The organism is Caldovatus sediminis (genome assembly GCF_014644455.1).
In the GTDB taxonomy this organism is placed as follows: Bacteria; Pseudomonadota; Alphaproteobacteria; order Acetobacterales; family Acetobacteraceae; genus Caldovatus; species Caldovatus sediminis.
In genome coordinates this window covers 37833-63161 of sequence record NZ_BMKS01000012.1, presented here as the reverse complement: position 1 = coordinate 63161, position 25329 = coordinate 37833, and the positions used below count along the sequence as shown (strand labels likewise).

The window sequence follows — 25329 nt, the reverse complement described above, 5'->3', positions numbered from 1 at the left end:
AAGCGTCCCGCGCCCCGGCCCGGTCCGGAGCCGATCGGGGGCGCGCCGTCCCGACCCCGGCGACGGCGGAACGCGCCCCCTCGGACGGGACCGATGCCGGTTCGCGCGACTTGCCTGCCGGTTGCCGCTCCCGTAAGGCAGGCGGAACGGGGCCCGACGCCAACCGCGGCGCCACCGAAGGAACGAATGGGAGACGCAGCATGCTCACGCGACGCAGGACCTTCGGCCTCGCCGGCGCTGCAGCCGCCGGCGCGCTGGCGCGCCCGGCCATCGCGCAGCCGCGGCCGCTGCCCGACCTGCCCTCCACCATGGTCTGGTCGGTCTACGACGTCGGCTCGACCGGCTATGTCGAGGCTTCGGCCATCGCCGACGCCATGGGAAGGGCCTACGGCACGCGGGTGCGGCTGCAGCCCTCCGGGACCTCGATCGGGCGCGTGCTGCCGCTGCGCCAGGGCCGTGCCAGCCATGGCTGGCTCGCCAACGAGCTCTTCTTCGCCGTGGAGGGCCTCTACGAATACGCCGCGCCCGACTGGGGCCCGCAGGAGTTCCGCACCCTCTGCGGCCGGGTGAACGGCTTCTCCGTGGTCGCCACGCGCGAGAGCGGGATCACCAGGCCGGAGCACCTGCGCGGCAAGCGCTTCGCCTTCGTGCCCGCCAATTCCTCCGTGAACATCAAGGTCGAGCCGGTGCTGGCCTTCGCCGGCCTCACCTGGAACGACGTGCAGCTCGTGCAGTTCCCCTCCTACGTCGCCAGCCTCCGCGCGCTGATCGAGGGCCGCGCCGACGCCGCCGGCGCCGCTCCCGCCACGGCGGTGCTGCGCGAACTGGAGGCGAGCCCGCGCGGCATCTCCTGGGTCGAGCTCGATCCGCAGAACGCCCGGGGCTGGCAGGCGGCGCAGCGCGCCGTGCCGTTCGTCGAGCCCTTCCAGGAGACGGTGGGCGCCGGGCTCTCGCAGCAGAACCCGGCCTGGGTCATGGGCTACCGCTACCCGATGATCACGGTGAAGACCGAAACCCGCGAGGAGGAGGTCTACGCCCTGATGAAGGCGGTCCACGAGACCTTCGACCTCTACAAGGACGTCAATCCGATCATGCCGCGCTGGGAGATGCGCCTGGCCGGCACGCCGCCGATGGATGCGGCCTTCCACCCCGGCGCGCGGCGCTATCTCCAGGACGTCGGGATCTGGACGCCGGAGCACGAGCAGTGGCAGGAGCGCACCCTGCGCCGCCACGAGGCCATCAAGCGGGCCTGGGAGCAGTTCCTGCCCGGCGCCCGCAGCCTCGGGCAGCAGGAGTTCGAGGCCGCCTGGGCCGAGCGGCGCGCGGCGGCGATCGCCGCCCTCGGCTGATGCATCCGGGGTGATCGGCGCCGGCCGGCCGGACTCCACGGGAGCCCGCGCCGGCCGGCGGTACCTCGTCCGTCATCCGAGCACCCCACCGCCCCCCGCATCCCCGCCAACCGAGGTCGTCTGCCCGCATGTCGGAAGCCCGCGCCGTTCCCGGCGCCGACCCGCAAGCCCGCACCGCCCGCGCGCTCGACGCGACCGCGCCGCCGGACCCGGAGGCGCGCTCCGGCCGCCTCAGCGGCCTGGCGTTCTGGGTGGCGTTCCTGCTCGCCGCTGCCGGGCTGGCGGTCGCGGTCAACCAGATCTTCAACCTCGGCATCGCCGGGTTCCGGCCGATCAGCACGGCGTACTACTATCTCGTCATCGGCTTCTTCGGCGCCTTCGCCTTCCTCGCCTTTCCCGCACGCCGGTCGCAGCGCGACCGCATCCCCTGGTTCGACTGGCTGCTCGCCGCCATAATGCTCGCCCTCGGGCTCTGGCTCGCCTCGGAGGCGCTGACGATCCAGCTTCGCGGCTGGCAGGCCATGGCGCCGCCGTGGGCCGTCCCGCCCGCCGCCCTGCTCATCCTGCTGGTGCTCGAGGGCGTCCGCCGCACCGGCGAGACGGTGCTGTTCGTCGCCTGCCTCCTGTTCGCCGCCTTCCCGCTCTTCGCCGGGGAGATGCCGGGATTCCTGTGGGGCGTGCAGCTCGACCTGCCGACGACGGTGCAGGAGCACGTCTTCGGCACGGAGAGCATCATCGGCATCCCGATGCAGGTGGTCTCCGACACGCTGATCGGCTTCCTGGTCTTCGGCGTGGTGCTCGCGGCGACCGGCGGGGCGACCTTCTTCATGGACTTCGCGCTGGCGCTGATGGGCACGAGCCGCGGCGGGCCGGCGAAGGTCTCGGTCGTCTCCTCCGCCACCTTCGGCATGCTCTCGGGCAGCCCGACCTCCAACGTGCTGACCACCGGCACGCTCACCATCCCGACCATGAAGCGCTGCGGCTACGCGCCGCACTACGCGGGCGCGGTCGAGGCCTGCGCCTCCACCGGCGGCGCGCTGATGCCGCCCGTGATGGGCGCCGCGGCGTTCATCATGGCGAACTTCCTCAACGTCCCCTACGCGGAGGTGATGATCGCCGCGGCGCTGCCCTCGCTGCTCTACTACCTCGCGCTGTTCCTGCAGACCGACCTCTACGCGGTGCGCAACGGACTGCGCGGCGTGGGGCGGGACGAGGTGCCGCCGCTGCTCCGGACGCTGGCCTCGGGCTGGTACTACATCGCCGCGATCGTCGGGCTGACGGTGCTGCTGCTCGCCTTCCGGATCGAGGCCGAGGCGCCGTTCTGGGTGTCGCTGTTTCTGCTCGTCGTCGCCGTGGCCCGGCGGCGCGCCATCGGCTTCGGCCTGCGCCGCTTCGCCGGGCTGGTGGTGGATTCCGGCCAGGCGGTGGCGCACATCGTCGCGCTGATCGCGGGCATCGGCCTGATCATCGGCTCGCTCTCGGTCACCGGGGTCGCCAATTCCTTCTCGCGCGAGCTGGTGCAGTACGCGGCGGGCAACGTCGCGCTGCTGCTGTTCTTCGGCGCGGTGACCAGCTTCATCCTCGGCATGGGGATGACGGCCTCGGCCTGCTACATCTTCCTCGCCATCGTACTGGCGCCGGCGCTGGTGCAGGCCGGGCTCGACCCCATGGCCTCGCACCTCTACGTGCTCTACTGGGGCATCGTCTCCTTCATCACGCCGCCGGTAGCGCTGGCCGCCATCGCCGCCTCCTCCATCGCCAAGTCGAGCCCGATGCGGACGGGGATGATGGCGCTGCGCATCGGCATCCTGCTGATGCTGCTGCCGGTGCTGTTCGTGCTGCAGCCGGCGCTGATCCTGCGCGGCGACACGCTGCTGATCCTGCAGACCACGGCGACCGCGGTGGTCGCGGTGCTGATGCTCGCCTCCGCCTTCGAAGGCTACGTCTACCGGCTCGGCCCGGCGCCGGTCTGGGCGCGGGTCGTCATCGGGATCGGCGGGCTGCTGATGCTGATTCCGGAGGCGCGGACCGACCTCTTCGGCTTCGGGCTGGCGGTCGCCGGCATCCTGGCGATGGGCGCGCGGCGCCTGGCCCGCCGCTGAAGGGCAGCGGCCGCCCCGGGGCACGGGCGCCCGCCGCCCGGACCGGAGGAGCGCCGTCCACCGGAGACGCGGGGCCCGCGGCCGGGCGCGCGCGGCGCCCCGCCTCAGCGGCGGGCCGGCGAGGCTCCCGCCGCCGCCGCGATCGCCAGGAAGTCCGCCGCGACCAGGCTCGCCCCGCCGACCAGGGCCCCGTCCACGTCCGGCTGCGACAGGATCGCCGCGGCGTTCCCCGGCTTGACCGAGCCCCCGTAGAGGATGCGGACGCGCGCCCCGGCCGGTCCCCCCGTGCCGCGCGTCAGCTGCGCGCGGATCGCGCCATGCATCGCGGCGATGTCGGTCTCGGTCGGCGTCCGCCCGGTGCCGATCGCCCAGACCGGCTCGTAGGCGACGACGCCGCCCTGGACGGCGAAGTCCTCGGGCAGGCTCCCGGCGAGCTGGCGCGCCACCACCGGCTCGGCTTCGCCGGCCAGGCGCTGGGCCTCGCTCTCGCCGACGCAGACGATCGGGGTCAGCCCCGCGGCGAGGGCCGCCATGGCCTTCGCGCGCACCTGCGCGTCGGTCTCGCCGTGCTCCGCCCGCCGCTCGGAATGGCCGAGGATGACGTAGCGGGCCCCCGCATCGGCGAGCATCGGCGCGGAGACGTCGCCGGTGTGCGGGCCCTTCTCCCGCTCGTGGCAGTCCTGCCCGCCGACCGCAACCGGGGTGCCGGCGAGCGCCTCGGCCACCGCCGCGATCAGGGTGGCCGGCGGGCAGACCAGCAGCTCGGCCGCGACGCCGCCCGCCCCCGCGGCCACCGCCCGGGCCAGCGCGAGGCCCTCGGCGCGCAGCCCATGCATCTTCCAATTGCCGGCGATCAGCGGACGTATCCCGGGGGTCATGGCGGCGCGTCCCTCCTCGCATGCTGCAATCGGCTGCGGTATCACCCCGCGGTCGCCGGTTTGGCAACGGCGGCCCCCTCCCCTATGGTCCGCCGCCTTCCTGCCGCACCGGATCGCGCATGCTGACCGCCCTTCGCCGCTTTGCCGGAACCTGGATCGCCAAGATCCTGTTCGCCGTCCTGGTGATCTCCTTCGCCGTCTGGGGCATCGGCGACATGGTGCAGGGCTTCGGCCGCGACCGCGCGGTGGCCCGTGTCGCCGGGGAACCGATCGAGCTCGAGGAGGCCCAGCTCGCGGTGCGGCGCGAGATCCAGCGCCTCGCCCGCCAGCTCGGCCCAAGCTTCGAGGGCGACGAGGCGGTGCGCCGCGCGGTCGCCGCCCAGGCCGTCGAGGCGCTGATCGCCGAGCGCGCGCTGCGCGCCGAGGCGCGGCGCCTGTCCCTGGCGGTCCCGGAGGAGGCGGTGCGCGACTTCGTCTGGGCGATCCCCGCCTTCCAGGGCGCCGACGGCCGCTTCTCCCGCCCGCTGTTCGAGGACTTCCTGCGCCAGAACGGCCTGACCGAGAGCGAATTCCTCCGCCTCGTCCGCTCCGACCTGGCGCGCCAGCAGCTGGTCGGCGCCGTGCGCGCCGGCGCCGCCGGACCCGACACGCTGACGCGTCCCCTCTACGCCTTCGAGGCCGAGCGCCGCGTTGCCGACGTGGTCGCGCTGCCGCTCGCCGACGCCCCGGAGCCCGAGCCGCCGACCGAGGCGCAGCTCCGCCGCTTCCACGAGAACAACCCCGACCGCTTCTCCGCCCCGGAATATCGCGAGGTGACGGTGGCGGCGATCACCGCCGAGCACCTGGTGGACAAGGTCACGGTGGGCGAGGAGGAGGTCGCGCAGGCCTACGAGGCCCGGCAGGACGAGTTCGCAACGCCGGAGCGGCGCACCCTGCGCCAGGTCCTGGTCCCGGACGAGGAGGCGGCCCGCGCCATCGCCGAGGCCTGGCGCGGCGGCGCCGACTGGACGACGATCGAGGCCCGGGCCCAGGAGGCCGGCGGCCAGGCCATCGCCTTCCCCGACCCCCTGGACCGTCCCGGCCTGCCGGTGCCCGAGCTGGCCGAGGCCGCCTTCGCCGCGCCCGAGGGCGGCGTCGCCGGGCCGGTACGGAGCCCCTTCGGCTGGCACGTGCTGCGGGTCGAGAAGGTCGAGCCCGCCGTCACGCGCCGCCTCGACGAGGTGCGCGAGACCCTGCGCCGCGAGATCGCCCTGGAGAAGGCCGCCGACCTCGTCTACGCCCGCGCCAACCGGATCGAGGACGCCCTCGCCTCCGGCGCGCCGCTGGCCGAGGTGGCGCAGCGCTTCGGCATGGCCGCCGCCACCCTCACCACCGACGCGGCCGGGCGCGACCCGGACGGCAGGCCGGTGGCCCTGCCGATCCGCGAGACGGCCCGCGCCGAGCTGCTGCGCCGGATCTTCGCCGTCAACCCCGGCGACGCGCCGCGGCTCGAGGAGGTGCAGGACGGCTTCACCGCCGTCGAGGTGCGCTCCGTCATCGGCCGCGCGCTGCGGCCCTTCGAGACGGTGGCGGAGCAGGTGCGCAACGCCTGGCTCGCCGATGCGCGCCGGCGGGCGCAGGAGGAGCGGGCCGCCGCCCTGCTCGCCGCGGTGCGCGGCGGCGCCTCGCTCGCCGATGCGGCGCGGGAGGCCGGGCTGGCGCATCGCGGCGACCGCATCGGCCCCCTCCCCCGCCAGCCGGGTCCGGGAAACCCGGCCCCGCCCGAGCTCCTCGCCCCGCTCTTCGAGGCGAGGCCGGGCGAGGCCACGATGGTCGAGGTCCGCGACGGCTACCTCGTCGCCCAGGTCGTCGAGGTGTTGCCGGCCAACCCGGACGCGGATCCGCTCGCCCTCGGCCGGATCCGCGATCAGGTGGAGCAGGCCCTGGCGGAGGACCTCGAGCAGCAGTACCTGATCGCGCTGCGCAACCGCGCGGATGTCAGGATCAACCCGGGCCTCATGGAGCAGGTGGCGCGATGATGGACGGTGGCGGCCTCGGCGCGACGGGTTTCGCCGCGTTCCGCGCGGCGCTGGAGGCGGGACGCGGCCAGATCCTGGTACGCGAGCGGGTGGCCGACCTGGAGACCCCGGTCGGCGCCTTCCTCAAGCTCGCGCACGGCCGGCCGAACGCGTTCCTGCTCGAGAGCGTCGAGGGCGGCTCGGCGCGCGGGCGCTATTCCGCGATCGGCTTCGCGCCGGACCTCGTCTGGCGCTGTCGCGGCGGGAAGGCGGAGCTGAACCCGCACGCGCTCTCCGCGCCGCATGCCTTCGCGGAGGAGGCGGCGGCCCCGCTCGATTCGCTGCGCGCCGTCATCGCCGCCTCGCGGCTTCCGGTGCCGCCCGGCCTGCCGCCGATCGCCGCCGGGCTGTTCGGCTATCTCGGCTACGACATGGTGCGGCTGATCGAGCGCCTGCCGGCGACCAAGCCGGACGTGCTCGGCATCCCCGACGCGGTGCTGGGGCGGCCGACCGTCATCGCGGTGTTCGACCATGTGCGCGACACGCTGACGCTCTGCGCCCCGGTCTGGGCCGGCACCGCCGCCGCCCGCGACCCGCGGACGGCGTGGGAGGAGGCGAACCACCGCCTCGACGAGGCGGAAGCCGCGCTCGACCGCCCCGTGCCGCGCCCGGCGCCGCCGGCCGACCTGCCCCCGCCGCCGGCGCCGGAGAGCAACTTCACCCGCGAGGGCTTCATCGCCGCGGTCGAGCGGGCGAAGGAGTACATCCGCGCCGGCGACGCCTTCCAGATCGTGCCCTCGCAGCGCTTCTCGATCCCCTTCGCCCTGCCGCCCTTCGCGCTCTACCGCGCGCTGCGGCGGATCAACCCGGCGCCGTTCCTGTTCTTCTTCGACTTCGGCGGCTTCGCCGCGGTCGGCGCCTCGCCGGAGATCCTGGTGCGGCTGCGCGACGGGACGGTGACGGTGCGCCCGCTCGCCGGCACGCGCCGGCGCGGCGCGACGCCCGAGGAGGACAAGGCGCTGGAGGCGGAGCTGCTGGCCGACCCGAAGGAGCGCGCCGAGCACCTGATGCTGCTCGACCTCGGCCGCAACGACGTCGGCCGGGTGGCGGAGATCGGCAGCGTCCGCGTGCCGGCGCAGTTCCAGATCGAGCGCTACAGCCAGGTGATGCACATCGGCAGCGAGGTGCAGGGGCGGCTGCGCGCCGGCCTCGCCGCGCTCGACGCGCTGATGGCGGGATTCCCGGCGGGGACGCTGACCGGCGCGCCGAAGGTGCGGGCGATGGAGATCATCGAGGAGCTGGAGCCCTCGCGGCGCGGCATCTACGCCGGCGGGTTCGGCTATTTCGGCGCCGACGGCGGCATGGACACCTGCATCGGCCTGCGCACCGCGCTGGTCAAGGACGGCGTGATGCACGTGCAGGCCGGGGCCGGCGTGGTGGCGGACTCCGACCCGGCGGCGGAGTACGAGGAGACGGTGCAGAAGGCGCGCGCCCTGTTCCGCGCCGCGGAGGAGGCGGTGCGCTTCGCGGCGGGGCGGCGGTAGCATTCGCGGCACCGCGCGGCGGCAGCCCGGGACCGGCGCCCGCGCCGGCAGGATGCGCCCTGTCCGCGCCTATCCGCCCGCCCGCGCCGGCACGCCGGTCACCCGCGCCCCGTCCGGCACGTCGTCCACCACCGCGGCGCCCGCGCCGACGAGCGCCGCCGCGCCGATCCGCACCCGCGGCCGAACCACCGCCCCCGCGCCGACGAAGGCGTGCGCGCCGACCCGCACGCCGCCGGTCAGCACCGCGCCGGGCGCGACGTGCGCCGCCTCCCCGACCACGCAGTCATGCTCGACGATCGCGCCGGTGTTGATCAGCGCGAGCGGGCCGATCCGCGCCTCCGGCCCGATCGTCACCCGCGCCATCACCACCGCGCCGGCGCCGATCTCCGCCCCGCGCCCGACCACCGCCGCCGGATGCACGAGCGCGGGCAGCGCGAAGCCGAGCGCGCCGAGCCGCGCCCCTGCCGCCGCGCGCGCGCCGTTGTCGCCGATCGCCGGCGCCGCATCCGTCACGCCCGCGGCCCGCAGCGCCGGCAGCAGCCCCTCATCGCCCAGCACGGGGCGGCCGAGGACCGCGGCCGGCGGGCGCACCACGGCGTCCACCAGCCCCACGACCTCGAACCGGCCGGACCCGCCCGGCGTCAGCAGCAGATCGAGCACGGCCTTGCCATGCCCGCCGGCGCCGAGGATCACGATCCGCCGCGGACGACGCCCGCCGGCGGCAGGATCCGGAGGCGGCCGCGTCACTCCCGGCTGCGCAGGAAGCTCTCCGCCCAGTCGGCGAACCGCGCGGCCGCGGCGGTGACGGCCTCGGGCCGCCCGGCGCCCGGCGGCAGCCCGCGCGCGGCGGCCTCGGCGAAGCCCAGGACCTTGGCGTTCAGGGAGCCGAGCGCGTGCTCCGGCTCCGCCGCGACGCGCGCGACGTCGGCGGCGAGCGAGGCCAGCGCCGCCTGCGTCACCAGCAGGTCGGCGCGCAGCTCTCCGACCGCCTGGCGCAATTCGCGCATCAGGGCCGCCTGATGCGGGTGCGGCTCCTCGCCGGTGCGCGCCATCGTGCCCGATCCTCTCCCTTCGATCACGTCTCTGTCAAAGCTGGCACTCAAGCGTTCGTGAGGCAAGGCTCCGACGCCCAATTCCCCGCTTCGGCACGCGATGGTATCGTTGCCCCGCCGCAGCTTGACGCCGCCCGCGATGGTGCGCCGCCGCGCCGCGGCGACCGACCGAACCACGGACGACACGGTGCGATGGGGGGAGCGCTCACCGGCTGGCCCGGGCGCGGCCGGCGGGACGATCGAGGACCTGACCGCCGTACCGCCCGCCCGCCAATGGACGACCGGGCCATCGTCAGGAGGAACCCCATGCGCAGAGCCTTCCTTGCTGTCCTCGCCCTGGCCGCCGCGCTGATCGCGGCGGCGGCGCCGGCCCAGGCGCAGAACCGGTTCTGGCTCGTCAACGCCAGCGGCGTGACGATCCAGGAGGCCTATGTCTCGCCCTCCCGCCTGTCGAACTGGGGGCCGGACATCCTCGGCGCGACTGTGCTGCCGGCTGGGCAGCAGGTCTGGGTGACGCCGAATTTCGGCGACTGCATCCTCGATGTGCGGGTGCGCTACGCCAACGGGGCCGAGGACACCCGCATGGGCGTGAATGCGTGCCGCCTGAGCCGGATCGTCTTCGGCGGCGGCGCCGGGGCGAGCATCGGCGGGGCCGGCGCGACGATCTCTCCGGCCCCGGTCGGGAATCCCTCCTTCACCTTCGTGAACCAGTCCGGCGCGACGATCCGTGAGCTCTACGTCTCCCTCTCCAGCGACCGGAACTGGGGGCCGGACCGGCTCGGGGCCAACGTGCTCTCGCCCGGCCAGTCCGTCTCGATCAGCCTGCCGGCGATCGGGGTCTGCACGGTGGACATGCGGGTCGTGTACATGAACGGCGCGTCGGCCGAGCGGCGCGGCGTCGAGACCTGCAGCATCACCGGCTACGGCTGGCGCTGAGTAGCCCGCCTGGCGCCACCGCCGGCCGGCCGGCCCGGGCCCGGGGGAGCGAGGCGCGGGCGATGCCGGCCGACCGCGGATCACGCTGCCGGCCGGCACCGGCCTCGCCCGGCGCGCGGCCGATCTAGCGGGTCTGCAGCGGGCCGGACGGCCGCTGGGGTGCCGCGGTGCCGTCGTCCTGCACCGCCGCCGGGGACGGGCCGCCCCGCCAGTGGCCGCGGCGGGCGGGCCGGACCTCATCGCGCGAGAGCGCCCCGTCGCCGTTGCGGTCGCGGGCACGGAACCACGCCTCGGCCATGGGCCGCAGCTCCTCGAGGGTGATCCGCCCGTCGCTGTTGGCGTCGATGAAGCGGAAGACCATCGCCCCGCGCTCCTCGAATCGCGCCTGCACCCGTGGCGGGGGCGCGCTCCCCTGGCGCCTCTCCCCGAGTCGCGCCGCCGCATGGGCGCGCAGCTCCTCGAGGGTGACGGCGCCGTCGCCGTTCGCGTCCACCTCGGCGAACCGCGCCTGCAGCCAGGCCCAGCCCTCCTCGGGCGTCACTCGCCCGTCGGCGTTGGCGTCGGCACGGGCGAAGGCCTCGCCGGCGGCGAATCCGTTGCCGCCGCGGCGACCCGGGCCGCCGCGATGCCAGCCGGGACCGCCGCCAGGCCCGCCGCCGGGGGCGCCCATCATCGGGCCGCCGCCGGGCCCCGCCATCGGGCCGCCGCCGGGCCCTGGCTGGGCGAGAGCCGCCGCGCCCACTGCGCCGAGCCCGACAACCGTCGCCGCGAGCAGCGCAACCTTCACGTTCCTGCGCATCCGATCCTCCATCCGGTCCGTTGCGACCGACGCGAGGAACATGCCTGCGGCATGTAACGCGCGCATTGCAGCGCGCGGCGCCGCGCGTGACGAAGCGTAACGGCGCGTTCGCCGTCCGATCCGCTAGCGGACGAGATCGCGATAGGCGTGCCAGGTGGCGTGCCCGACGAGCGGCAGCACGAACGCCAGGCCGAGGAAGAAGGGAACCAGCGCCATCGCCGTGAACACCACGATCAGCCCCGCCCAGAACGCCATCGCGGAGGGATTGGCCGCGACCGCGCGGAGGCTGACGAGCACCGCCTCGATCGCCGTGACGTCCCGGTCCACGAGCATCGGGATGGACACCGCCGAGACCGCGAAGGCCACGGCCGCGAACGCCGCGCCGACGCCGGTGCCGACGACCAGGAAGGGCAGCAGCGCGTCGGAGCGCAGCATCGCGAGCGGCAGCTGCTCCAGGGGCGGAGAGAAGCCGAGGCCGAAGAACAGCCCGAAGATCAGCGCCGCCACGCGCACCCAGAACAGGTGCAGCAGCAGCAGGACGACGCCCATCAGCGCGAGCTGGGAGGCGTTGCGGGTGAAGCCGCGGACGCAGACGGCAAGCGCCACCGCCTCGCCCCTCTCCCGCCGCCGGCTCGCCTCGTAGAGCCCGGCCGCGAGCAGCGGAGCGACGAGGAAGAACCCCGCCGTCGCCGGCAGGATCGCCCACAGCGCGCCGGCCCAGATCAGCAGCAGCACCAGCGCCCAGCCGCAGGCGGTCAGCGCCGCGCCGTAGGTGAAGCCGACATGCGGCGCGGCCATCAGGTCACGCCAGCCCGCCGCCAGCCAGGTCCATGGCCGGTCCGTCGCCACCAGGCGGATGGGTGAGGGCGCGTGCGGGGGCGCCGGCGTGACGTCTATGGACATGCGCGCTCGTCTCCTCCTCGCTTCGTGCCTTGGACGCGCGGCCGCACGCTAGCGTCTCGGAGGCGGCAGGATTTGATTCGGATCAAGGAGAGCTCCCTCGCGATGCGCTCTCGTGCTGGTGGGCGCCGGCCGCCGGGGATGGGCGGCGCGCGCCCGGGGAGAAGCACCGCATGCACATCGGAGGCACCGCCGCCCTCGCCGCCGGCCGAAGGACCGCGCCGCGGGCGGCGGAACACTACGTCGAGGGCCCGATCCGCGCCTTCGCCATCGCCACCGTCTTCTGGGGCGTGGTCGGATTCCTGATGGGCGTGGTGATCGCCTCGCAGCTCGCCTGGCCGCTGCTCAACCTCGACCTCGAATGGACCACCTTCGGGCGGCTGCGGCCCGTGCACACCAGCGCGGTGATCTTCGCCTTCGGCGGCAACGCGCTGCTCGGCACCTCGCTCTACGTCGTGCAGCGGACCTGCCGGGCGCGGCTCTACGGCGGCGAGGACATGGGCTGGTTCCTGTTCTGGGGCTACCAGTTCTTCATCGTGATGGCGGCGCTCGGCTACGTGCTCGGCATCACCCAGAGCAAGGAGTACGCGGAGCCCGAGTGGTACGCGGACCTCTGGCTGACGGTGGTCTGGGTCGCCTACCTGGTCGCCTTCGGCGGCACCATCCTGCGGCGCGAGGAGCCGCACATCTACGTGGCGAACTGGTTCTACCTCGCCTTCATCGTCACCATCGCGATGCTGCACATCGGCAACAACCTCGCCCTGCCGGTGAGCCTCGGCCACGCCAAGAGCTACGGCGCCGCCTCGGGCGTGCAGGACGCGATGATCCAGTGGTGGTACGGCCACAACGCGGTGGGCTTCTTCCTCACCGCCGGCTTCCTCGGCATGATGTACTACTTCATCCCGAAGCAGGCGGAGCGGCCGATCTACTCCTACCGCCTCTCGATCGTGCACTTCTGGACGCTGATCTTCCTCTACATCTGGGCGGGCCCGCACCACCTGCACTACACCGCGCTGCCCGACTGGGCGCAGACGCTCGGCATGGTGTTCAGCGTGATGCTGTGGATGCCGAGCTGGGGCGGCATGATCAACGGCCTGATGACGCTCTCGGGCGCGTGGGACAAGCTGCGCACGGATCCCGGGCTGCGCTTCTCGGTGGTCGCCGTCGGCTTCTACGGCATGTCCACCTTCGAGGGGCCGGTGATGTCCATCCGGGCGGTCAACGCCCTCTCGCACTACACCGACTGGACGATCGGCCACGTGCATTCGGGCGCGATGGGCTGGGTCGGCTTCATCACCTTCGGCGCGCTCTACTACCTGGTGCCGAAGCTGTGGGGCAAGCGCGGGCTGTGGAGCCGGCGCCTGGTCGAGTGGCACTTCTGGATCGCCACCCTCGGCATCGTCCTCTACATCACCGCGATGTGGGTGTCGGGCATCATGCAGGGCCTGATGTGGCGCGCCTACGACGAGCTGGGCTTCCTGCAGTACAGCTTCGTCGAGACGGTGGCCGCCATGCACCCCTACTACGTGATCCGCGCGCTCGGCGGCGTGCTCTACCTGACCGGAGCGCTGCTCATGGCCTACAACCTGTGGCGGACCGCGACCTCTGAGGCGCTCGACGAAGGCGAGGAGGAGGCACGGCCCGCCCCGGCGGCGCCCGCCCCCGCCATCGCCGCAGCCCCGGCGGCCGGCTGAGGAGGGCGCGCCATGTTCCGCTGGCTCGACCACGGCAAGATCGAGCGCAACCTGATCCTGCTCGGCGTGCTCACGCTGATCACGGTCTCCATCGGCGGCCTCGTGCAGATCGTTCCCCTGTTCGCGGTGGAGACCACGATCGAGCGGGTCCAGGGGGTGCGTCCCTATACCCCGCTCGAGCTCGCCGGGCGCAACATCTACGTCCGCGAGGGCTGCTACACCTGCCACAGCCAGATGGTGCGGCCCTTCCGCGACGAGCTGGAGCGCTACGGCCACTACTCGCTCGCCGCGGAGAGCATGTACGACCGGCCCTTCCAGTGGGGCTCGAAGCGCACGGGGCCGGACCTGGCGCGCGTCGGCGGACGCTACTCGGACGACTGGCACGCGGAGCACCTGCGCAACCCGCGTGCGCTCGTGCCGGACAGCGTGATGCCGCCCTACGCCTTCCTCGACCGGCCCCTCGAGTACGGCGACATCGCCGAGCACCTGCGCGCGCTGCGCCGCCTCGGCGTGCCGTACAGCGACGAGATGATCGCCGCCGCGCGCGCAGACCTGGTGGCGCAGGCGCGGCCCGACCTGGACCCGAGCGGGTTCCAGTCGCGCTACCCGAAGGCGCGCCAGGCCGCCTTCGACGGCGACCCGAGCCGGGTGACGGAGATGGACGCGCTCATCGCCTACCTGCAGATGCTCGGCACGCTCGTGGAGTTCCGCGACGTGACGCCCGAGCAGCTCCGCCAGCAGTGAGGGAGAGGGGCTCGCCGCCATGATGGACACGCTGATCGCCCTCTACCCGACGCTGAGGTCGCTCTGGGTGGTGTGGTTCTTCCTGCTCTTCGTCGCGATGCTGGTGCTGGTCCTGCGCCCGTCGAAGCGCCGCCACTACGAGGCGCAGGCGGACATCCCGCTGCGCGACGACAAGCCGCGCGGGGGGGCCGCGCGCGGCGCCGCGCCGCACGACAGCCGGGCCTGAGGAGCGCCCCGATGCCGACCAAGATCGAGAAGGACCACGTCACCGGCACCGAGACCACCGGCCACGAGTGGGACGGGATCAAGGAGCTGAACACCCCGCTGCCGCGCTGGTGGCTGCTGGTGTTCTACGCGACCATCGCCTTCGCCGTGCTGTGGATGATCCTCTTTCCGTCGCTGCCGATCCGCGGGGCGACGGGCCTGACCGGGTGGATCGCGCGCGAGGCGGTCGTGGGCGAGATGCAGGCGCACCAGGCGCGGCTCGAGCCCATGATGGCCCGCCTGCGCGCGACCACGCCGGGAGAGATCGCGGCCGACCCGGAGCTGCGCGCCTTCGCCCTCGCCGGCGGCCGCGCCGCCTTCGCCAACACCTGCGCCGGCTGCCACGGCGCCGGCGGCCAGGGTGCGCCGGGCGGCTTCCCGAGCCTCGCCGACGACGACTGGATCTGGGGCGGCAGCCTGGAGGCGATCCGCACCACCATCCTGCACGGCGTCCGCAACACCGAGGACGAGCGGGCGCGCCAGTCGCAGATGCCGCGCTTCCTCGCCGACGGCCTGCTGAGCGCGGCGCAGGTGAACGACGTCGCGGAATACGTGCTCTCGCTCTCCGGCCGCGCCGGCGACCAGGCGGCGGCGGCGCGCGGCGCCGCGATCTACGCCGAGAACTGCGCGAGCTGCCACGGCGAGCGCGGCGAGGGCAACCGCGAGCTCGGCGCGCCGCGCCTGTCCGACCAGGTGTGGCTCTACGGCGGCGACAAGGCCTCGGTCGTGCGCAGCATCGCCTTCTCGCGCGGCGGCGTGATGCCGGCCTGGCAGGGGCGGCTCGACCCGGCGGTGATCAACATGCTCACCGTCTACGTCCACGCCCTGGGCGGCGGCGAATAGCGGGGCGGCGGCGGGCATGTCCGAGATGAAGGCGCCGGAGCGGCTGCAGGCACGGCCGGCGGCGGCGAGCCCGGCGCCGGCGGCGGACCTGCCGCTCTACGCCGACCGCCAGAAGGTCTACCCGAAGGCCGTGCGCGGCCCGGTCCGCCGCATCAAGTGGGCGGTGCTCGCGCTCTGCCTCGGCCTCTACTACGTCGTGCCCTGGCTGCGCTGGGACCGCGGGTCCGGCGTGCCCGACCAGGCGGTGCTGGTGGACATCGCCAATGCGCGCCTGTTCTTCCTCTGGATCGAGCTCTGGCCGCAGGAGATCTACTTCCTCGCCGGCGCGCTGATCCTCGGCGCCATCGCGCTATTCGCCGTCTCCTCGCTGTTCGGCCGGCTGTGGTGCGGCTTCACCTGCCCGCAGACCGTCTGGACCGACCTCTTCATGTGGGTCGAGCGGCTGATCGAGGGCGACCGGGTGGAGCGCATGCGCCTCGACAAGGCGCCCTGGACGGCGGCGAAGTGGGCGAGGAAGGCCGCCAAGCACGCCGCCTGGCTCGGCATCGCCGCGGCCACCGGCGGCGCCTGGATCATGTACTTCAACGACGCGCCGACGGTGACGCGGGAGATCCTGACCGGCACCGCCTCCGCCCGCGTCTACTTCTTCTTCGGCCTGTTCACCGCGACCACCTACGTCCTCGCCGGCTGGGCGCGCGAGCAGGTCTGCACCTACATGTGCCCCTGGCCGCGCTTCCAGGCGGCGATGCTCGACGAGCACTCGCTCGTCGTCTCCTACCGCGCCTGGCGCGGCGAGCCGCGCGGCAAGGCGAAGGCGCAGGGCGTGGGCGACTGCGTGGACTGCTACGCCTGCGTCCATGTCTGCCCCACCGGCATAGACATCCGCGACGGCCAGCAGCTCGAATGCATCGGCTGCGGCCTCTGCATAGACGCCTGCGACCAGATCATGGAGCGGCTCGGCCGCCCGAAGGGGCTGATCGCCTTCGAGACGCTCAGCAACCTCGCCGCCAGCGAGGCCGCGGTGGCGAATCTGCCGCCCGGGCCCCAGCGCTTCGCCCGCGGCATGGCGGCGCGCAAGGCGCCCCGCGTCATCCGCCCGCGCACCCTGGTCTATGCGGGAATGCTCTCCGCCGTCGGCCTCGCCATGCTCACCGCCCTCCTGCTGCGCGAGACGCTGAGCGTGACGGTGATCCACGACCGCGCACCGACCTTCGTGCGTCTCGCGGACGGCGGCGTGCGCAACGGCTACACCCTGAAGATCGCCAACAAGACGCGCGAGGCGCCGACGCTCGCGCTCGCGCTCGACGCCCCGGCGGGTCTGCGGCTCACGGTGCAGGACCCCGCGGAGAGCGACGCCGAGGGGCGCCCGCTGCTCGCGGCGCGGCCGGACGGGCTCGCCCAGTACCGCGTCTTCGTCACCGCGCCGCCGGGCCTCGGCCTGCGGGAGTCCACGCCCGTCACCTTCCGCCTGCTCGACGCGGGCGGCCGCGTCGCCGCGCGCGAGGACAGCATTTTCCTGGGTCCCAGGCCATGAACGAGACGAGGCCGCCCCCCTCCCCCCGCCGCTCCGCCTGGATCCCGTGGGTGTTCGTCGGCGGGATGCTCGCGGTGTTCGCGGTGAACGCGGTGATGGTCCATCTCGCGCTCGCCACCTTCCCCGGCGTGACGGTCAGTCGCGCCTACGAGCGCGGGCGGGGGTACAACGAGGTGCTCGCGGAGGCGGCGCGTCAGGACGCGCTCGGCTGGCGGGCCGAGATCGCGCTGGCGGAAGGCGAGGCGCTGACCCTCGCCGCCTCCGACCGCGACGGCCGGCCGCTCGAGGCGCAGGTGCGGGGCGTGCTGCTGCGGCCGCTCGAGGGCACGGAGCTGCCGCTCGACTTCGCCCTGGCCGGCCCCGGCCGCTGGATCGCCGCGCTGCACGGCGCGCGCGCCGGCCAGTGGGAGGCGCGCCTCACCCTCTCCGGACCGCACGGCGAGCGCCTCGACCTCCGCCAGCGGCTGCTGCTCCGATGAGTTCGCTCGGCCGCATCGCTCCGGCGCCGGCCGAAGCCGTCAGCCCGGCGACGGTTGCCTGCGCGCATTGCGGCGCGCCGCTCGCGCCGGGCCAGGCGCGGTTCTGCTGCGTCGGGTGCGAGGCGGCGCACGCGCTGGTCTCCGGCCTCGGCCTCGACGCCTTCTACCGCCGGCGCGAGGCCGCCGCGTCCGGCGGCACGCTGCGGCCCGCGGCCGAGCCGCCGGCGACCGACTTCGCGCCGCTCGCGCGCGCGGAGCGCGAGGACGGCGTCCACGGCCTGGAGCTGATGGTCTCGGGCCTCACCTGCGGCGCCTGCGTCTGGCTGGTCGAGCAGGCGCTCGCCGCCGAGCCCGACGTGCTGCGCGCCCGCGCCAGCCTCTCCTCGCGGCGGCTCGCCGTCGCCTGGCGCGGGCCGAACGCCCGCGCCAACGACTTCGCCGCCCTCCTCGCGCGCCTCGGCTTCCGCGTCGCGCCCTGGTCGCCGGCCTGCCTGCGCGCCACCGAGGACGAGGAGGGCCGCGCCCTGATCCGCGCCCTCGGCATCGCCGCCTTCGGCGCGATGAACGTGATGCTCGTCTCGGTCGCCGTCTGGGTCGGCTGGGACATGGGCGAGGCGACCCGCGCGGCGATGCACTGGCTCGCCGCGCTGATCGGCCTGCCGGTGATCGCCGTGGCCGGCCTGCCCTTCTACCGCTCGGCGCTCGACGCCCTGCGCGCGCGTCGCGCGAACATGGACCTGGCGATCTCGATCGGCGTCCTCGCCACCGCGGCGATGAGCCTGTCCGAGGCGGTGCGCAACGGCCCCTACACCTGGTTCGACGGCGCCACCGCGCTGCTCGCCCTGCTGCTCGCCGGCCGCGTGCTCGACCGCGCGGCGCGGCGCAAGGCGCGCCAGGCGGCGGCGGAACTGCTCGCGCTGCAGGAGGGCAGCGTCGCGCTGCTGCAGCCCGATGGCACCACCCGCGCCGTGCCGGTCGAGCGGGTCCGCCCCGGCGACCGCCTGCTGGTCGCCGCCGGCGAGCGGCTGCGCCTCGACGGCGTGATCGAGGGTACCGACGCGGCGGAGGCGCTGCTCGACACCAGCGCGACCTCGGGGGAGAGCCTGCCACGCCGGTTCGCCGCAGGCGACCCGCTGCCCGCGGGCGGGGTGAACATGGGGGCGCCGTTCCGCCTGCGCGTCACCGCCGCCGCCACCGACGGCTCGCTCGCCGCCCTGGCGCGGCTGCTCGAGCGCGCGGAGCAGGCGAAGAGCCGCTTCGTCTCGGTCGCCGACAAGGCGGCGCGGCTCTACGTGCCGGTGGCGCTGACGGTCGCCCTTGGCACCTTCCTTGGCTGGTGGGCGGGTCTCGATGCCTCCTGGCAGGAGGCGCTGGTGCCGGCGGTCGCCGCGCTGATCATCACCTGCCCCTGCGCCCTCGCCATCGCCGTGCCCGCGGTGCAGGTGGTCGCGGTCGGGGCACTGTTCCGCCGCGGCGTCCTGGTCGCGGCGCCGACGGCGCTGGAACGCCTCGCCACTGCCGACCATGCGGTGCTCGACAAGACCGGCACGCTGACCGAGGGCCGGCCGGTGCTGCTGCCCGACCCGGCGCGCGATCCCGCCAGCCTGCGCGCCGCCGCCGCGCTCGCCCGCGCCTCGCGCCACCCTCTCGCCCGCGCCCTGGTGCGCGCCTGCCCCGAGGCCGCCGCCGCCGAGGGCGTGCAGGAGATCCCCGGCGCCGGCCTCCGGCGCGGCGCCGAGCGGCTCGGCAGCGCCGCCTTCTGCGGCGTCGCGGCGGCTCCGGACGAGGGCATGACGCTCTACTACCGCGCCGGCAGCGCCCCTGCCGTCGCCTTCCGCTTCGCCGACCGCCTGCGCGAGGATGCGGGCGAGGCCGTCGCGGCGCTGCACCGCCTCGGTCTCTCGACCGAGCTCCTTTCGGGCGACGGGACGGAGGCCGTCGAGCACGCGGCGCGGATGACCGGCACCGGGCCCTGGACCGCGCACGCCTCGCCCGAGGCCAAGGCCGCGCGCATCGCGGCGCTGCGCGCCCAGGGCCGCCGCCCGCTGATGGTGGGCGACGGCATCAACGACGCCACCGCCCTCGCGCTCGCGCATGTCTCGGTCAGCCCCGCCGGGGCCACCGACCTCGCCCAGACCGCGTCCGACCTGGTGCTCCGCGGCGAGGCCGGCCTCGCCGCCCTCCCCGCCGCCATCGTCGTGGCGCGCCGGGCGCAGCGGATCGCGCGGCAGAACATCGCCTTCAGCCTGATCTACAACGTCGTCGCGGTGCCCGCCGCGGTCGCCGGCCTCGCGACGCCGCTGGTCGCGGCGGCGGTGATGTCCTCCTCCTCGCTGATCGTGATCCTCAACGCGCTCCGCGCCGGAAGGGAGCCGCATGCATGGACGCGCTGATCCTGCTCGTGCCGCTGGCGCTGTTCCTCGGCCTGCTCGGCCTGCTCTTCTTCCTCTGGACGCTGCGCGCGCGCCAGTACGACGACCTCGACGGCGCCGCGAGCCGCATCCTCTTCGACGACGAGACCCGCCGCGACCCACGGAGCTCCGCGCGATGATGACCGGGACCAACATCTTCTTCCTCGCCTTCTCGGCGCTGATCGCGCTGGTCGGCCTGTTCGCCGCGGCCGCGGCGCGGGACAGCGGCCTCTCCATCTTCGGCCTCGGCCTGCTGCTGTTCGGCGTGCTGTTCGCCTACGGCGTCATCAAGCGCATCTTCGACCAGGCCGAGGCCAAGCGCCGCGTCCGCTGAGCGGCGCGGCCCGGGGGCGGGGGACCGCGGCGCGCCCGTCAGGGCACCGGGGAGACGCTGTGCTTCAGGCAGCGCAGCGCGAAGCTGGTGCGGGTGTGGCGCACCCCGGGCAGGCGGTAGAGCTTCTCGCGCAGCAGCGCCTCGTAGCCCTGGGTGCCGCCGACCGCGGCCTTGATCACGTAGTCGTACTCGCCGGTGACGAGGTGGCACTCGAGCACCTCGGGGATGGCGGCCACGCTCTCCTCGAAGCGGCGCAGGATCTCCTGGTCGTGGCGCTCCAGCATGACCTCGATGAACACCGTGTCGGGCAGGCCGAGCGCGGCCTGGTCGAGGATCGCGACATAGCCCTTGATGATGCCCGCCTGCTCCAGCCGCCGCACGCGCGTCCAGCAGGGTGAGGGCGAGAGCCCGACCTCCTCGGCGAGTTCCGCGTTCGTCAGCCTTGCGCGCCGGGCCAGGGCGCGCAGGATGCGCCGGTCGATCTGGTCCAGGCGCGGCCGGTCGGGCCGGGACGGCCCGGGCCGCCCGGGATCCGGCCGGGGCGGCGCAGCGGCGGGGTGGGGGTCCATGGCAGAAGCGTCTTCCGTCTTTTCGGCGGTGCACAACAGAATTCGGAAGGAACCTCTGGCGGCGCAACCATATTCTTCCCATATCGGGCGACGGGCCCGGGAGGTGGGAGGATGGGCACCATCCAGCGACCCGAAGCGAGGCTCGAGGACCGCTACACGCGGCGCGGCGACTTCGTGCTGCTGACCGGCATCCAGGCGCTGGTGCGCCTGCCGCTGCTGCGGCGCGAGATGGACGCGGCGCTGGGCTGGAACACGGCGGGCTTCATCTCGGGCTACCGCGGCTCGCCGCTCGGCGGGTTCGACCGCGAGCTGGAGCGGCAGGCGGAGCGGCTGAAGGCCGCGAACATCGTCTTCCGGCCGGGGCTGAACGAGGACCTGGCCGCGACCGCGGTCTGGGGCTCGCAGCAGGCCGGGCTCTACCCCGGCACCGCGAAGTTCGACGGCGTGTTCGGCATCTGGTACGGCAAGGGGCCGGGGGTGGACCGCAGCGGCGACGCGCTGCGCCATGCCAATTCCGCCGGCACCGCGCCGAAGGGCGGCGTGCTCGCGCTCGCCGGGGACGACCCCTCGGCCAAGTCCTCGACCATCACCTCGGGCTGCGAGCACACCTTCGTGGATGTCGAGATCCCGGTGCTCGACCCGTCCGACGTCGCCGACGTGCTGGAATTCGGCCTCAAGGGCATCGCGCTCAGCCGCTTCGCCGGCCTCTGGGTCGGGCTGAAGTGCGTCGCCGACACGATGGACGGCACCGCCTCCGTCACCGTGGACCCGGCGCGCTACGCGACGGTGGAGCCCCCGGGCCTCGCGCCCTCGCCGGACGGGCTGCACATCCGCCTCAACGACCACTGGATCGCGCAGGAGCGGCGGCTGCGCGAGTTCAAGCTGCCGCACGCCGTGGCCTTCGCCCGCGCCAACGGCCTCAACCGCGTGGTTCTGGACAGCCCCGTGGCGCGCTACGGCATCGCCGCGCGCGGCAAGGCCTACGCGACGCTGCGCCAGGCGCTGCTCGACTGCGGCATCACCGACGAGATGGCGCGCGCGCTCGGCCTGCGGCTGTGGAAGGTCGGCCTCGCCTGGCCGCTCGACGCCGAGGCGGCGCGCGAATTCGCCCGCGGCCTCGAGGAGATCCTGGTGGTCGAGGACCGCCGCGCCCTGCTCGAGCCGCAGCTCCGCGACGCGCTCTACCACGCGGACCCGCGCCCGCGCGTGGTCGGCAAGAGGGACGAGAACGGCCGACCGCTGCTCTCCGAGCTGACCGAGCTCGAGGCCGGGCAGATCGTGCGCGCCCTCTCCGCCCGCCTGCCCGAGCCCTTCCGCACCGAGCGCATGCGCGCGCGCCTCGCCGAGCTCGACGCGCTCGCCGCGGCGCAGCCCGATCCGCGCCACCTCCGCGCCCCCTATTTCTGCCCCGGCTGCCCGCACAACACCTCGACGCGCGTGCCGGAGGGCAGCCACGCGCTCGCCGGCATCGGCTGCCACTTCCTCGCCGTGACGATGGACCGGCAGACCGACCTCTTCACCCACATGGGGGCGGAGGGGTCGAACTGGATCGGCATGGCGCCCTTCGTCACCGAGAAGCACGTCTTCGCCAACCTCGGCGACGGCACCTACGCGCACTCCGGCATCCTCGCGATCCGCGCCGCGGTCGCCGCCCGGGCCAACATCACCTACAAGATCCTGGTCAACAGCGCGGTGGCGATGACCGGCGGCCAGCGCCCGGACGCCGAGACGACGGTGCCGCGCATCGCCGCCCAGCTCCGCGCCGAGGGCGTCGAGCGCATCGAGATCGTCTCCGACGACCCGGACCGCCACAGGGGCGACCCGCTGATCCCGCCGGGCGTCGGCTTCCACCACCGCTCGCGGCTGGATGCGGTGCAGCGCGCGCTGCGCGAGACGCCGGGCGTCACCGCCCTGATCTACGACCAGGAATGCGCCACCGAGCGCCGGCGCAAGCGCAAGCGCGACCTGGCGCCGCAGGCGCAGAAGCGCGTCGCCATCAACCCGCGCGTCTGCGAGGACTGCGGCGAGTGCTCGCGCGTCTCCAACTGCCTCGCGGTCGAGCCGCTGGAGACCGCGTTCGGCCGCAAGCGCCGGATAGACCAGAGCAACTGCAACCAGGACTACTCCTGCCTCGAGGGCTTCTGCCCCTCCTTCGTCACGCTGATCGGCGCCACCCCGGCGAAGCCGGAGACGCAGGCGACCGCCGGCGGCCCGGTCGCGGCGATGCCGGAGCCGCAGCGGCCGGAGCCGGCGGAGGGCGACGCCTGGAACATCCTGCTCGCCGGCGTCGGCGGCCAGGGCGTGCTCTCGCTCTCGGCCATCCTCTCCATGGCGGCGCATCTCGAGGGCCGGCCGATCCGGGCGATGGACCAGCTCGGCCTGGCGCAGAAGGGCGGCGGCGTGTTCGGGCAGCTCCGCATCGGCCGGGCCGGCGCGGCGCCGGAGTCGATCCGCGGCCCGCGCATCGGGCTCGGCCAGGCGGACCTGCTGCTCGCCGCCGACATGGTGGTGGCGCACGGCCGCAGCGCGCGGCCGATGCTCGGCGCCGGGCGCACCGTCGCGGTGGTGAACGCCGACCTCGCGCCGACGGCGGAGTTCGTGCGCGACACCGGCACGCGCTACGACCGCGCGGGCATGATCGCCAACCTCCGCGCCGCCTGCCGCGAGATGGCGCTGATCCCGGCGGCGAGCCGGGTCGTCGCCGAGATGGGCGATGCGATCTACCTCAACGTCTTCCTGCTCGGCGTCGCCTACCAGCGCGGCCTGATCCCCGTCTCGGCCGAGGCGATCCTCAGGGCGATCGCGCTCAACGGCGCGGCGGTCGAGCGCAACCAGGAGGCGTTCCACCGCGGCCGCGCCGCGGCCTGGGACGAATCCGCCGCCGCCGCGCCGACGCCCGAGACCGAGACGCTGGACGCGCTGATCGCGCGCCGCGTCGCCGACCTCGCCGCCTACCAGAACGCGGCCTATGCCCGCCGCTACGCCGACTTCGTCGCCAGGGTGCGCGCCGCGGAGGGCGCCAGGGTCGGCACAGGCGAGGAACGGCTGGCGCGCGCCGTGGCGGTCCAGCTCCACCGCCTGATGGCCTACAAGGACGAGTACGAGGTCGCGCGGCTGCACGCCGACCCGGCGTGGCAGGCGGAACTCGCCCGCGGCTTCACCGGGACGCGGCGGATCGAGCTGCACCTCGCCCCGCCGCTGCTGGCGCGGCGCGATCCGGAGACCGGCCTGCCGCGCAAGCGGGCCTTCGGCCCGTGGATGCTGCGCGCCATGGGCTGGCTGCGGCACGGCAAGGTGCTGCGCGGCACCTGGCTCGACCCCTTCGGCCGCACCGCGGAGCGCCGCACCGAACGGGCGCTGATCGAGGAGTACCGCGCCGGCATCGAGCGCCTGCTCGCCCGCCTCTCCCCCGCGACGCATGCGACGATCTGCGAATGGGCCGAGGCGGCGGCGGGCATCAAGGGCTTCGGGCACGTCAAGGCGGCGAACATCGCCCGGGCGCGCGCGCGCATGGCGGCGATCGAGGCCTCCCTCGACGCCCCGCCGCGCGCGCCGGCCGCGCCGGCCGAGGAGGCCGTGGCCGCCGCGTAGCGGCGCGCCGGGCATCGCGATCCGGCCACCGGGCGAGGTCCGGGCGGGAGCCCGCGCGGCCCTGGACGCGCCGCCCGCAGCGCCCGATACCGGTGCGTCGGGAGACCCAAGCGATGCCGCTCGACACCAGCGCCAGCTTCGACCTGCCCGAGGGCACGCGCGCCCTGCGCGAGACCGCCCTCGCCTTCGCCCGCGACGTCCTGGCCCCGAAGGCGCAGGAATGGGACGAGCGCAAGCATTTCCCCCTCGAGGAAATGCGGCGGGCCGCCGAACTCGGCATGGCCGCGCTCTACGTCCGCGAGGAGTCGGGCGGCGCCGGCCTCACCCGCCTCGACGCCGCGGTGGTGTTCGAGGCGCTGGCGCAGGGCTGCCCGACCGTCAGCGCCTTCCTCTCCATCCACAACATGGTCGCCTGGATGATCGACCGCTTCGGCACCGCGGCGCAGCGCGCGCGCTGGCTGCCGAGGCTCGTCACCATGGAGGCGGTCGCCGCCTACTGCCTGACCGAACCGGGCTCCGGCTCCGACGCCGCGGCGCTGCGCACCCGCGCCGAGCGCGTCGGCGACCACTTCGTGCTGAACGGCGCCAAGCAGTTCATCTCCGGCGCCGGCGCCGCCGACCTCTACGCGGTCATGGCGCGCACCGGCGGCGACGGGCCGGACGGCATCTCCTGCCTGCTGGTCCCGAAGGAGACGCCCGGCCTCTCCTTCGGCGCGCCGGAGAGGAAGATGGGCTGGAACGCGCAGCCGACGCGCCAGGTGATCTTCGAGGACGCGCGCCTGCCGGCGGAGGATGCGCTGCTCGGCGAGGCGGGCCGCGGCTTCCGCATCGCCATGGCCGGCCTCGACGGCGGGCGGCTGAACATCGCCGCCTGCTCGCTCGGCGGCGCGCAGGACGCGCTCGACCGCGCCCTGGCCTACGTGCAGGAGCGCCGCGCCTTCGGCCGCGCCATCGCCGACTTCCAGGCGACGCAGTTCCGCCTCGCCGACATGGCGACCGAGCTGGAGGCGGCGCGCGGCCTGCTCTGGCGCGCCTGCGCCAGGCTCGATTCGGGGGCGCCGGACGCGACCGCGTTCTGCGCCATGGCCAAGCGCTTCGCGACCGACGTCGGGTGGCGTGTGGCCGACGAGGCGCTGCAACTCCTGGGAGGCTACGGCTACCTATCCGACTATCGAATCGAGAAGACCGTGCGCGACCTGCGTGTCCATCGCATCTTAGAAGGCACGAACGAGATCATGCGGGTGATCATCACACGCCATATGCTTGGTCGGCGTTGACGTCGCATCGCTGCGCGCGCGTAATCCCCGCC

Annotated in this window: 22 protein-coding genes; 16 read left to right on the top strand and 6 right to left on the bottom strand. The window is 74.5% G+C overall.

What is annotated here, in order from left to right; all coding sequences use genetic code 11:
* Positions 1-200 precede the first annotated feature (200 nt).
* Together IEX99_RS16840 and IEX99_RS16835 are read left to right on the top strand one after the other, a co-directional pair.
* Positions 201-1349, top strand: a complete 1149-nt coding sequence (locus IEX99_RS16840) for a TAXI family TRAP transporter solute-binding subunit (protein WP_188902418.1) — start codon at positions 201-203, stop codon at positions 1347-1349.
* Between the two features lie 128 nt (positions 1350-1477).
* Positions 1478-3451, top strand: a complete 1974-nt coding sequence (locus tag IEX99_RS16835; protein WP_188902416.1) for a TRAP transporter permease — start codon at positions 1478-1480, stop codon at positions 3449-3451.
* Between the two features lie 104 nt (positions 3452-3555).
* On the opposite strand, the gene tpiA is transcribed toward IEX99_RS16835, so the two are convergent.
* On the bottom strand, positions 3556-4317 hold the full coding sequence (tpiA, locus tag IEX99_RS16830) for a triose-phosphate isomerase (RefSeq protein WP_188902533.1): 762 nt from the start codon (positions 4315-4317) through the stop codon (positions 3556-3558).
* Positions 4318-4448: 131 nt separating this feature from the next.
* On the opposite strand from tpiA, the gene IEX99_RS16825 reads away from it, so the two are divergent.
* Both IEX99_RS16825 and trpE read left to right on the top strand, forming a co-directional pair.
* Positions 4449-6347, top strand: coding sequence for a peptidylprolyl isomerase (locus IEX99_RS16825; protein WP_188902414.1), 1899 nt, complete (start codon positions 4449-4451; stop codon positions 6345-6347).
* Positions 6344-7870 (top strand): anthranilate synthase component I, encoded by a 1527-nt coding sequence (trpE, locus tag IEX99_RS16820; protein ID WP_229678091.1) that lies wholly within the window; start codon positions 6344-6346, stop codon positions 7868-7870. The genes IEX99_RS16825 and trpE overlap by 4 nt, the downstream gene beginning before the upstream one ends.
* 69 nt (positions 7871-7939) lie before the next feature.
* Here trpE and IEX99_RS16815 read toward each other — a convergent pair whose 3' ends face one another.
* Positions 7940-8563 carry a NeuD/PglB/VioB family sugar acetyltransferase gene (locus tag IEX99_RS16815; protein ID WP_188902412.1) on the bottom strand — a complete coding sequence of 208 codons (624 nt, stop codon included), beginning with the start codon at positions 8561-8563 and terminating at the stop codon, positions 7940-7942.
* A gap of 50 nt (positions 8564-8613) precedes the next feature.
* Complete coding sequence (locus tag IEX99_RS16810; protein WP_188902410.1) at positions 8614-8922, bottom strand: hypothetical protein; 309 nt, start codon at positions 8920-8922, stop codon at positions 8614-8616.
* 306 nt (positions 8923-9228) lie between these two features.
* Between IEX99_RS16810 and IEX99_RS16805 the strand changes: the two genes are divergently transcribed.
* Positions 9229-9858: a Tat pathway signal protein gene (locus IEX99_RS16805; protein WP_188902407.1), complete on the top strand. Its 630-nt coding sequence runs from the start codon at positions 9229-9231 to the stop codon at positions 9856-9858.
* Between the two features lie 124 nt (positions 9859-9982).
* On the opposite strand, the gene IEX99_RS16800 is transcribed toward IEX99_RS16805, so the two are convergent.
* Together IEX99_RS16800 and IEX99_RS16795 are read right to left on the bottom strand one after the other, a co-directional pair.
* Positions 9983-10657 (bottom strand): EF-hand domain-containing protein, encoded by a 675-nt coding sequence (locus IEX99_RS16800; RefSeq protein ID WP_188902405.1) that lies wholly within the window; start codon positions 10655-10657, stop codon positions 9983-9985.
* 123 nt (positions 10658-10780) lie between these two features.
* Positions 10781-11560 carry a DUF2189 domain-containing protein gene (locus IEX99_RS16795; protein ID WP_188902403.1) on the bottom strand — a complete coding sequence of 260 codons (780 nt, stop codon included), beginning with the start codon at positions 11558-11560 and terminating at the stop codon, positions 10781-10783.
* Positions 11561-11730: 170 nt separating this feature from the next.
* Between IEX99_RS16795 and ccoN the strand changes: the two genes are divergently transcribed.
* Genes ccoN through IEX99_RS16750 form a run of 9 tightly spaced genes read left to right on the top strand, consistent with a single transcriptional unit; the run spans position 11731 to position 19860 of the window.
* The gene (gene ccoN / locus IEX99_RS16790; RefSeq protein ID WP_188902401.1) at positions 11731-13251 is read left to right on the top strand and encodes a cytochrome-c oxidase, cbb3-type subunit I; all 1521 of its coding nucleotides are present in this window, start codon (positions 11731-11733) and stop codon (positions 13249-13251) included.
* 12 nt (positions 13252-13263) lie between these two features.
* Positions 13264-13995, top strand: coding sequence for a cytochrome-c oxidase, cbb3-type subunit II (gene ccoO / locus IEX99_RS16785; protein WP_188902399.1), 732 nt, complete (start codon positions 13264-13266; stop codon positions 13993-13995).
* A gap of 19 nt (positions 13996-14014) precedes the next feature.
* Entirely contained in the window at positions 14015-14221 is a 207-nt protein-coding gene (locus IEX99_RS16780; protein ID WP_188902397.1) for a cbb3-type cytochrome c oxidase subunit 3, read from the top strand.
* An 11-nt stretch (positions 14222-14232) separates the two neighbouring features.
* Positions 14233-15102: a cytochrome-c oxidase, cbb3-type subunit III gene (gene ccoP / locus IEX99_RS16775; protein WP_188902395.1), complete on the top strand. Its 870-nt coding sequence runs from the start codon at positions 14233-14235 to the stop codon at positions 15100-15102.
* 16 nt (positions 15103-15118) lie between these two features.
* Complete coding sequence (gene ccoG / locus IEX99_RS16770; RefSeq protein WP_229678090.1) at positions 15119-16636, top strand: cytochrome c oxidase accessory protein CcoG; 1518 nt, start codon at positions 15119-15121, stop codon at positions 16634-16636.
* On the top strand, positions 16633-17115 hold the full coding sequence (locus IEX99_RS16765) for a FixH family protein (RefSeq protein ID WP_188902393.1): 483 nt from the start codon (positions 16633-16635) through the stop codon (positions 17113-17115). Before ccoG ends, IEX99_RS16765 begins: the two co-directional genes overlap by 4 nt.
* Positions 17112-19508 carry a heavy metal translocating P-type ATPase gene (locus tag IEX99_RS16760; protein ID WP_188902391.1) on the top strand — a complete coding sequence of 799 codons (2397 nt, stop codon included), beginning with the start codon at positions 17112-17114 and terminating at the stop codon, positions 19506-19508. The genes IEX99_RS16765 and IEX99_RS16760 overlap by 4 nt, the downstream gene beginning before the upstream one ends.
* Positions 19496-19666 (top strand): cbb3-type cytochrome oxidase assembly protein CcoS, encoded by a 171-nt coding sequence (ccoS, locus tag IEX99_RS16755; protein ID WP_188902389.1) that lies wholly within the window; start codon positions 19496-19498, stop codon positions 19664-19666. The genes IEX99_RS16760 and ccoS overlap by 13 nt, the downstream gene beginning before the upstream one ends.
* Positions 19663-19860 carry a hypothetical protein gene (locus IEX99_RS16750; protein WP_188902388.1) on the top strand — a complete coding sequence of 66 codons (198 nt, stop codon included), beginning with the start codon at positions 19663-19665 and terminating at the stop codon, positions 19858-19860. The genes ccoS and IEX99_RS16750 overlap by 4 nt, the downstream gene beginning before the upstream one ends.
* 38 nt (positions 19861-19898) lie before the next feature.
* Here IEX99_RS16750 and IEX99_RS16745 read toward each other — a convergent pair whose 3' ends face one another.
* The gene (locus IEX99_RS16745; protein ID WP_188902386.1) at positions 19899-20429 is read right to left on the bottom strand and encodes an Lrp/AsnC family transcriptional regulator; all 531 of its coding nucleotides are present in this window, start codon (positions 20427-20429) and stop codon (positions 19899-19901) included.
* Between the two features lie 111 nt (positions 20430-20540).
* Here IEX99_RS16745 and IEX99_RS16740 point away from each other — a divergent pair, with 111 nt between their 5' ends.
* Complete coding sequence (locus IEX99_RS16740; protein ID WP_188902384.1) at positions 20541-24020, top strand: indolepyruvate ferredoxin oxidoreductase family protein; 3480 nt, start codon at positions 20541-20543, stop codon at positions 24018-24020.
* Positions 24021-24133: 113 nt separating this feature from the next.
* Positions 24134-25297 carry an acyl-CoA dehydrogenase family protein gene (locus tag IEX99_RS16735; protein WP_188902382.1) on the top strand — a complete coding sequence of 388 codons (1164 nt, stop codon included), beginning with the start codon at positions 24134-24136 and terminating at the stop codon, positions 25295-25297.
* Positions 25298-25329: the final 32 nt, after the last annotated feature.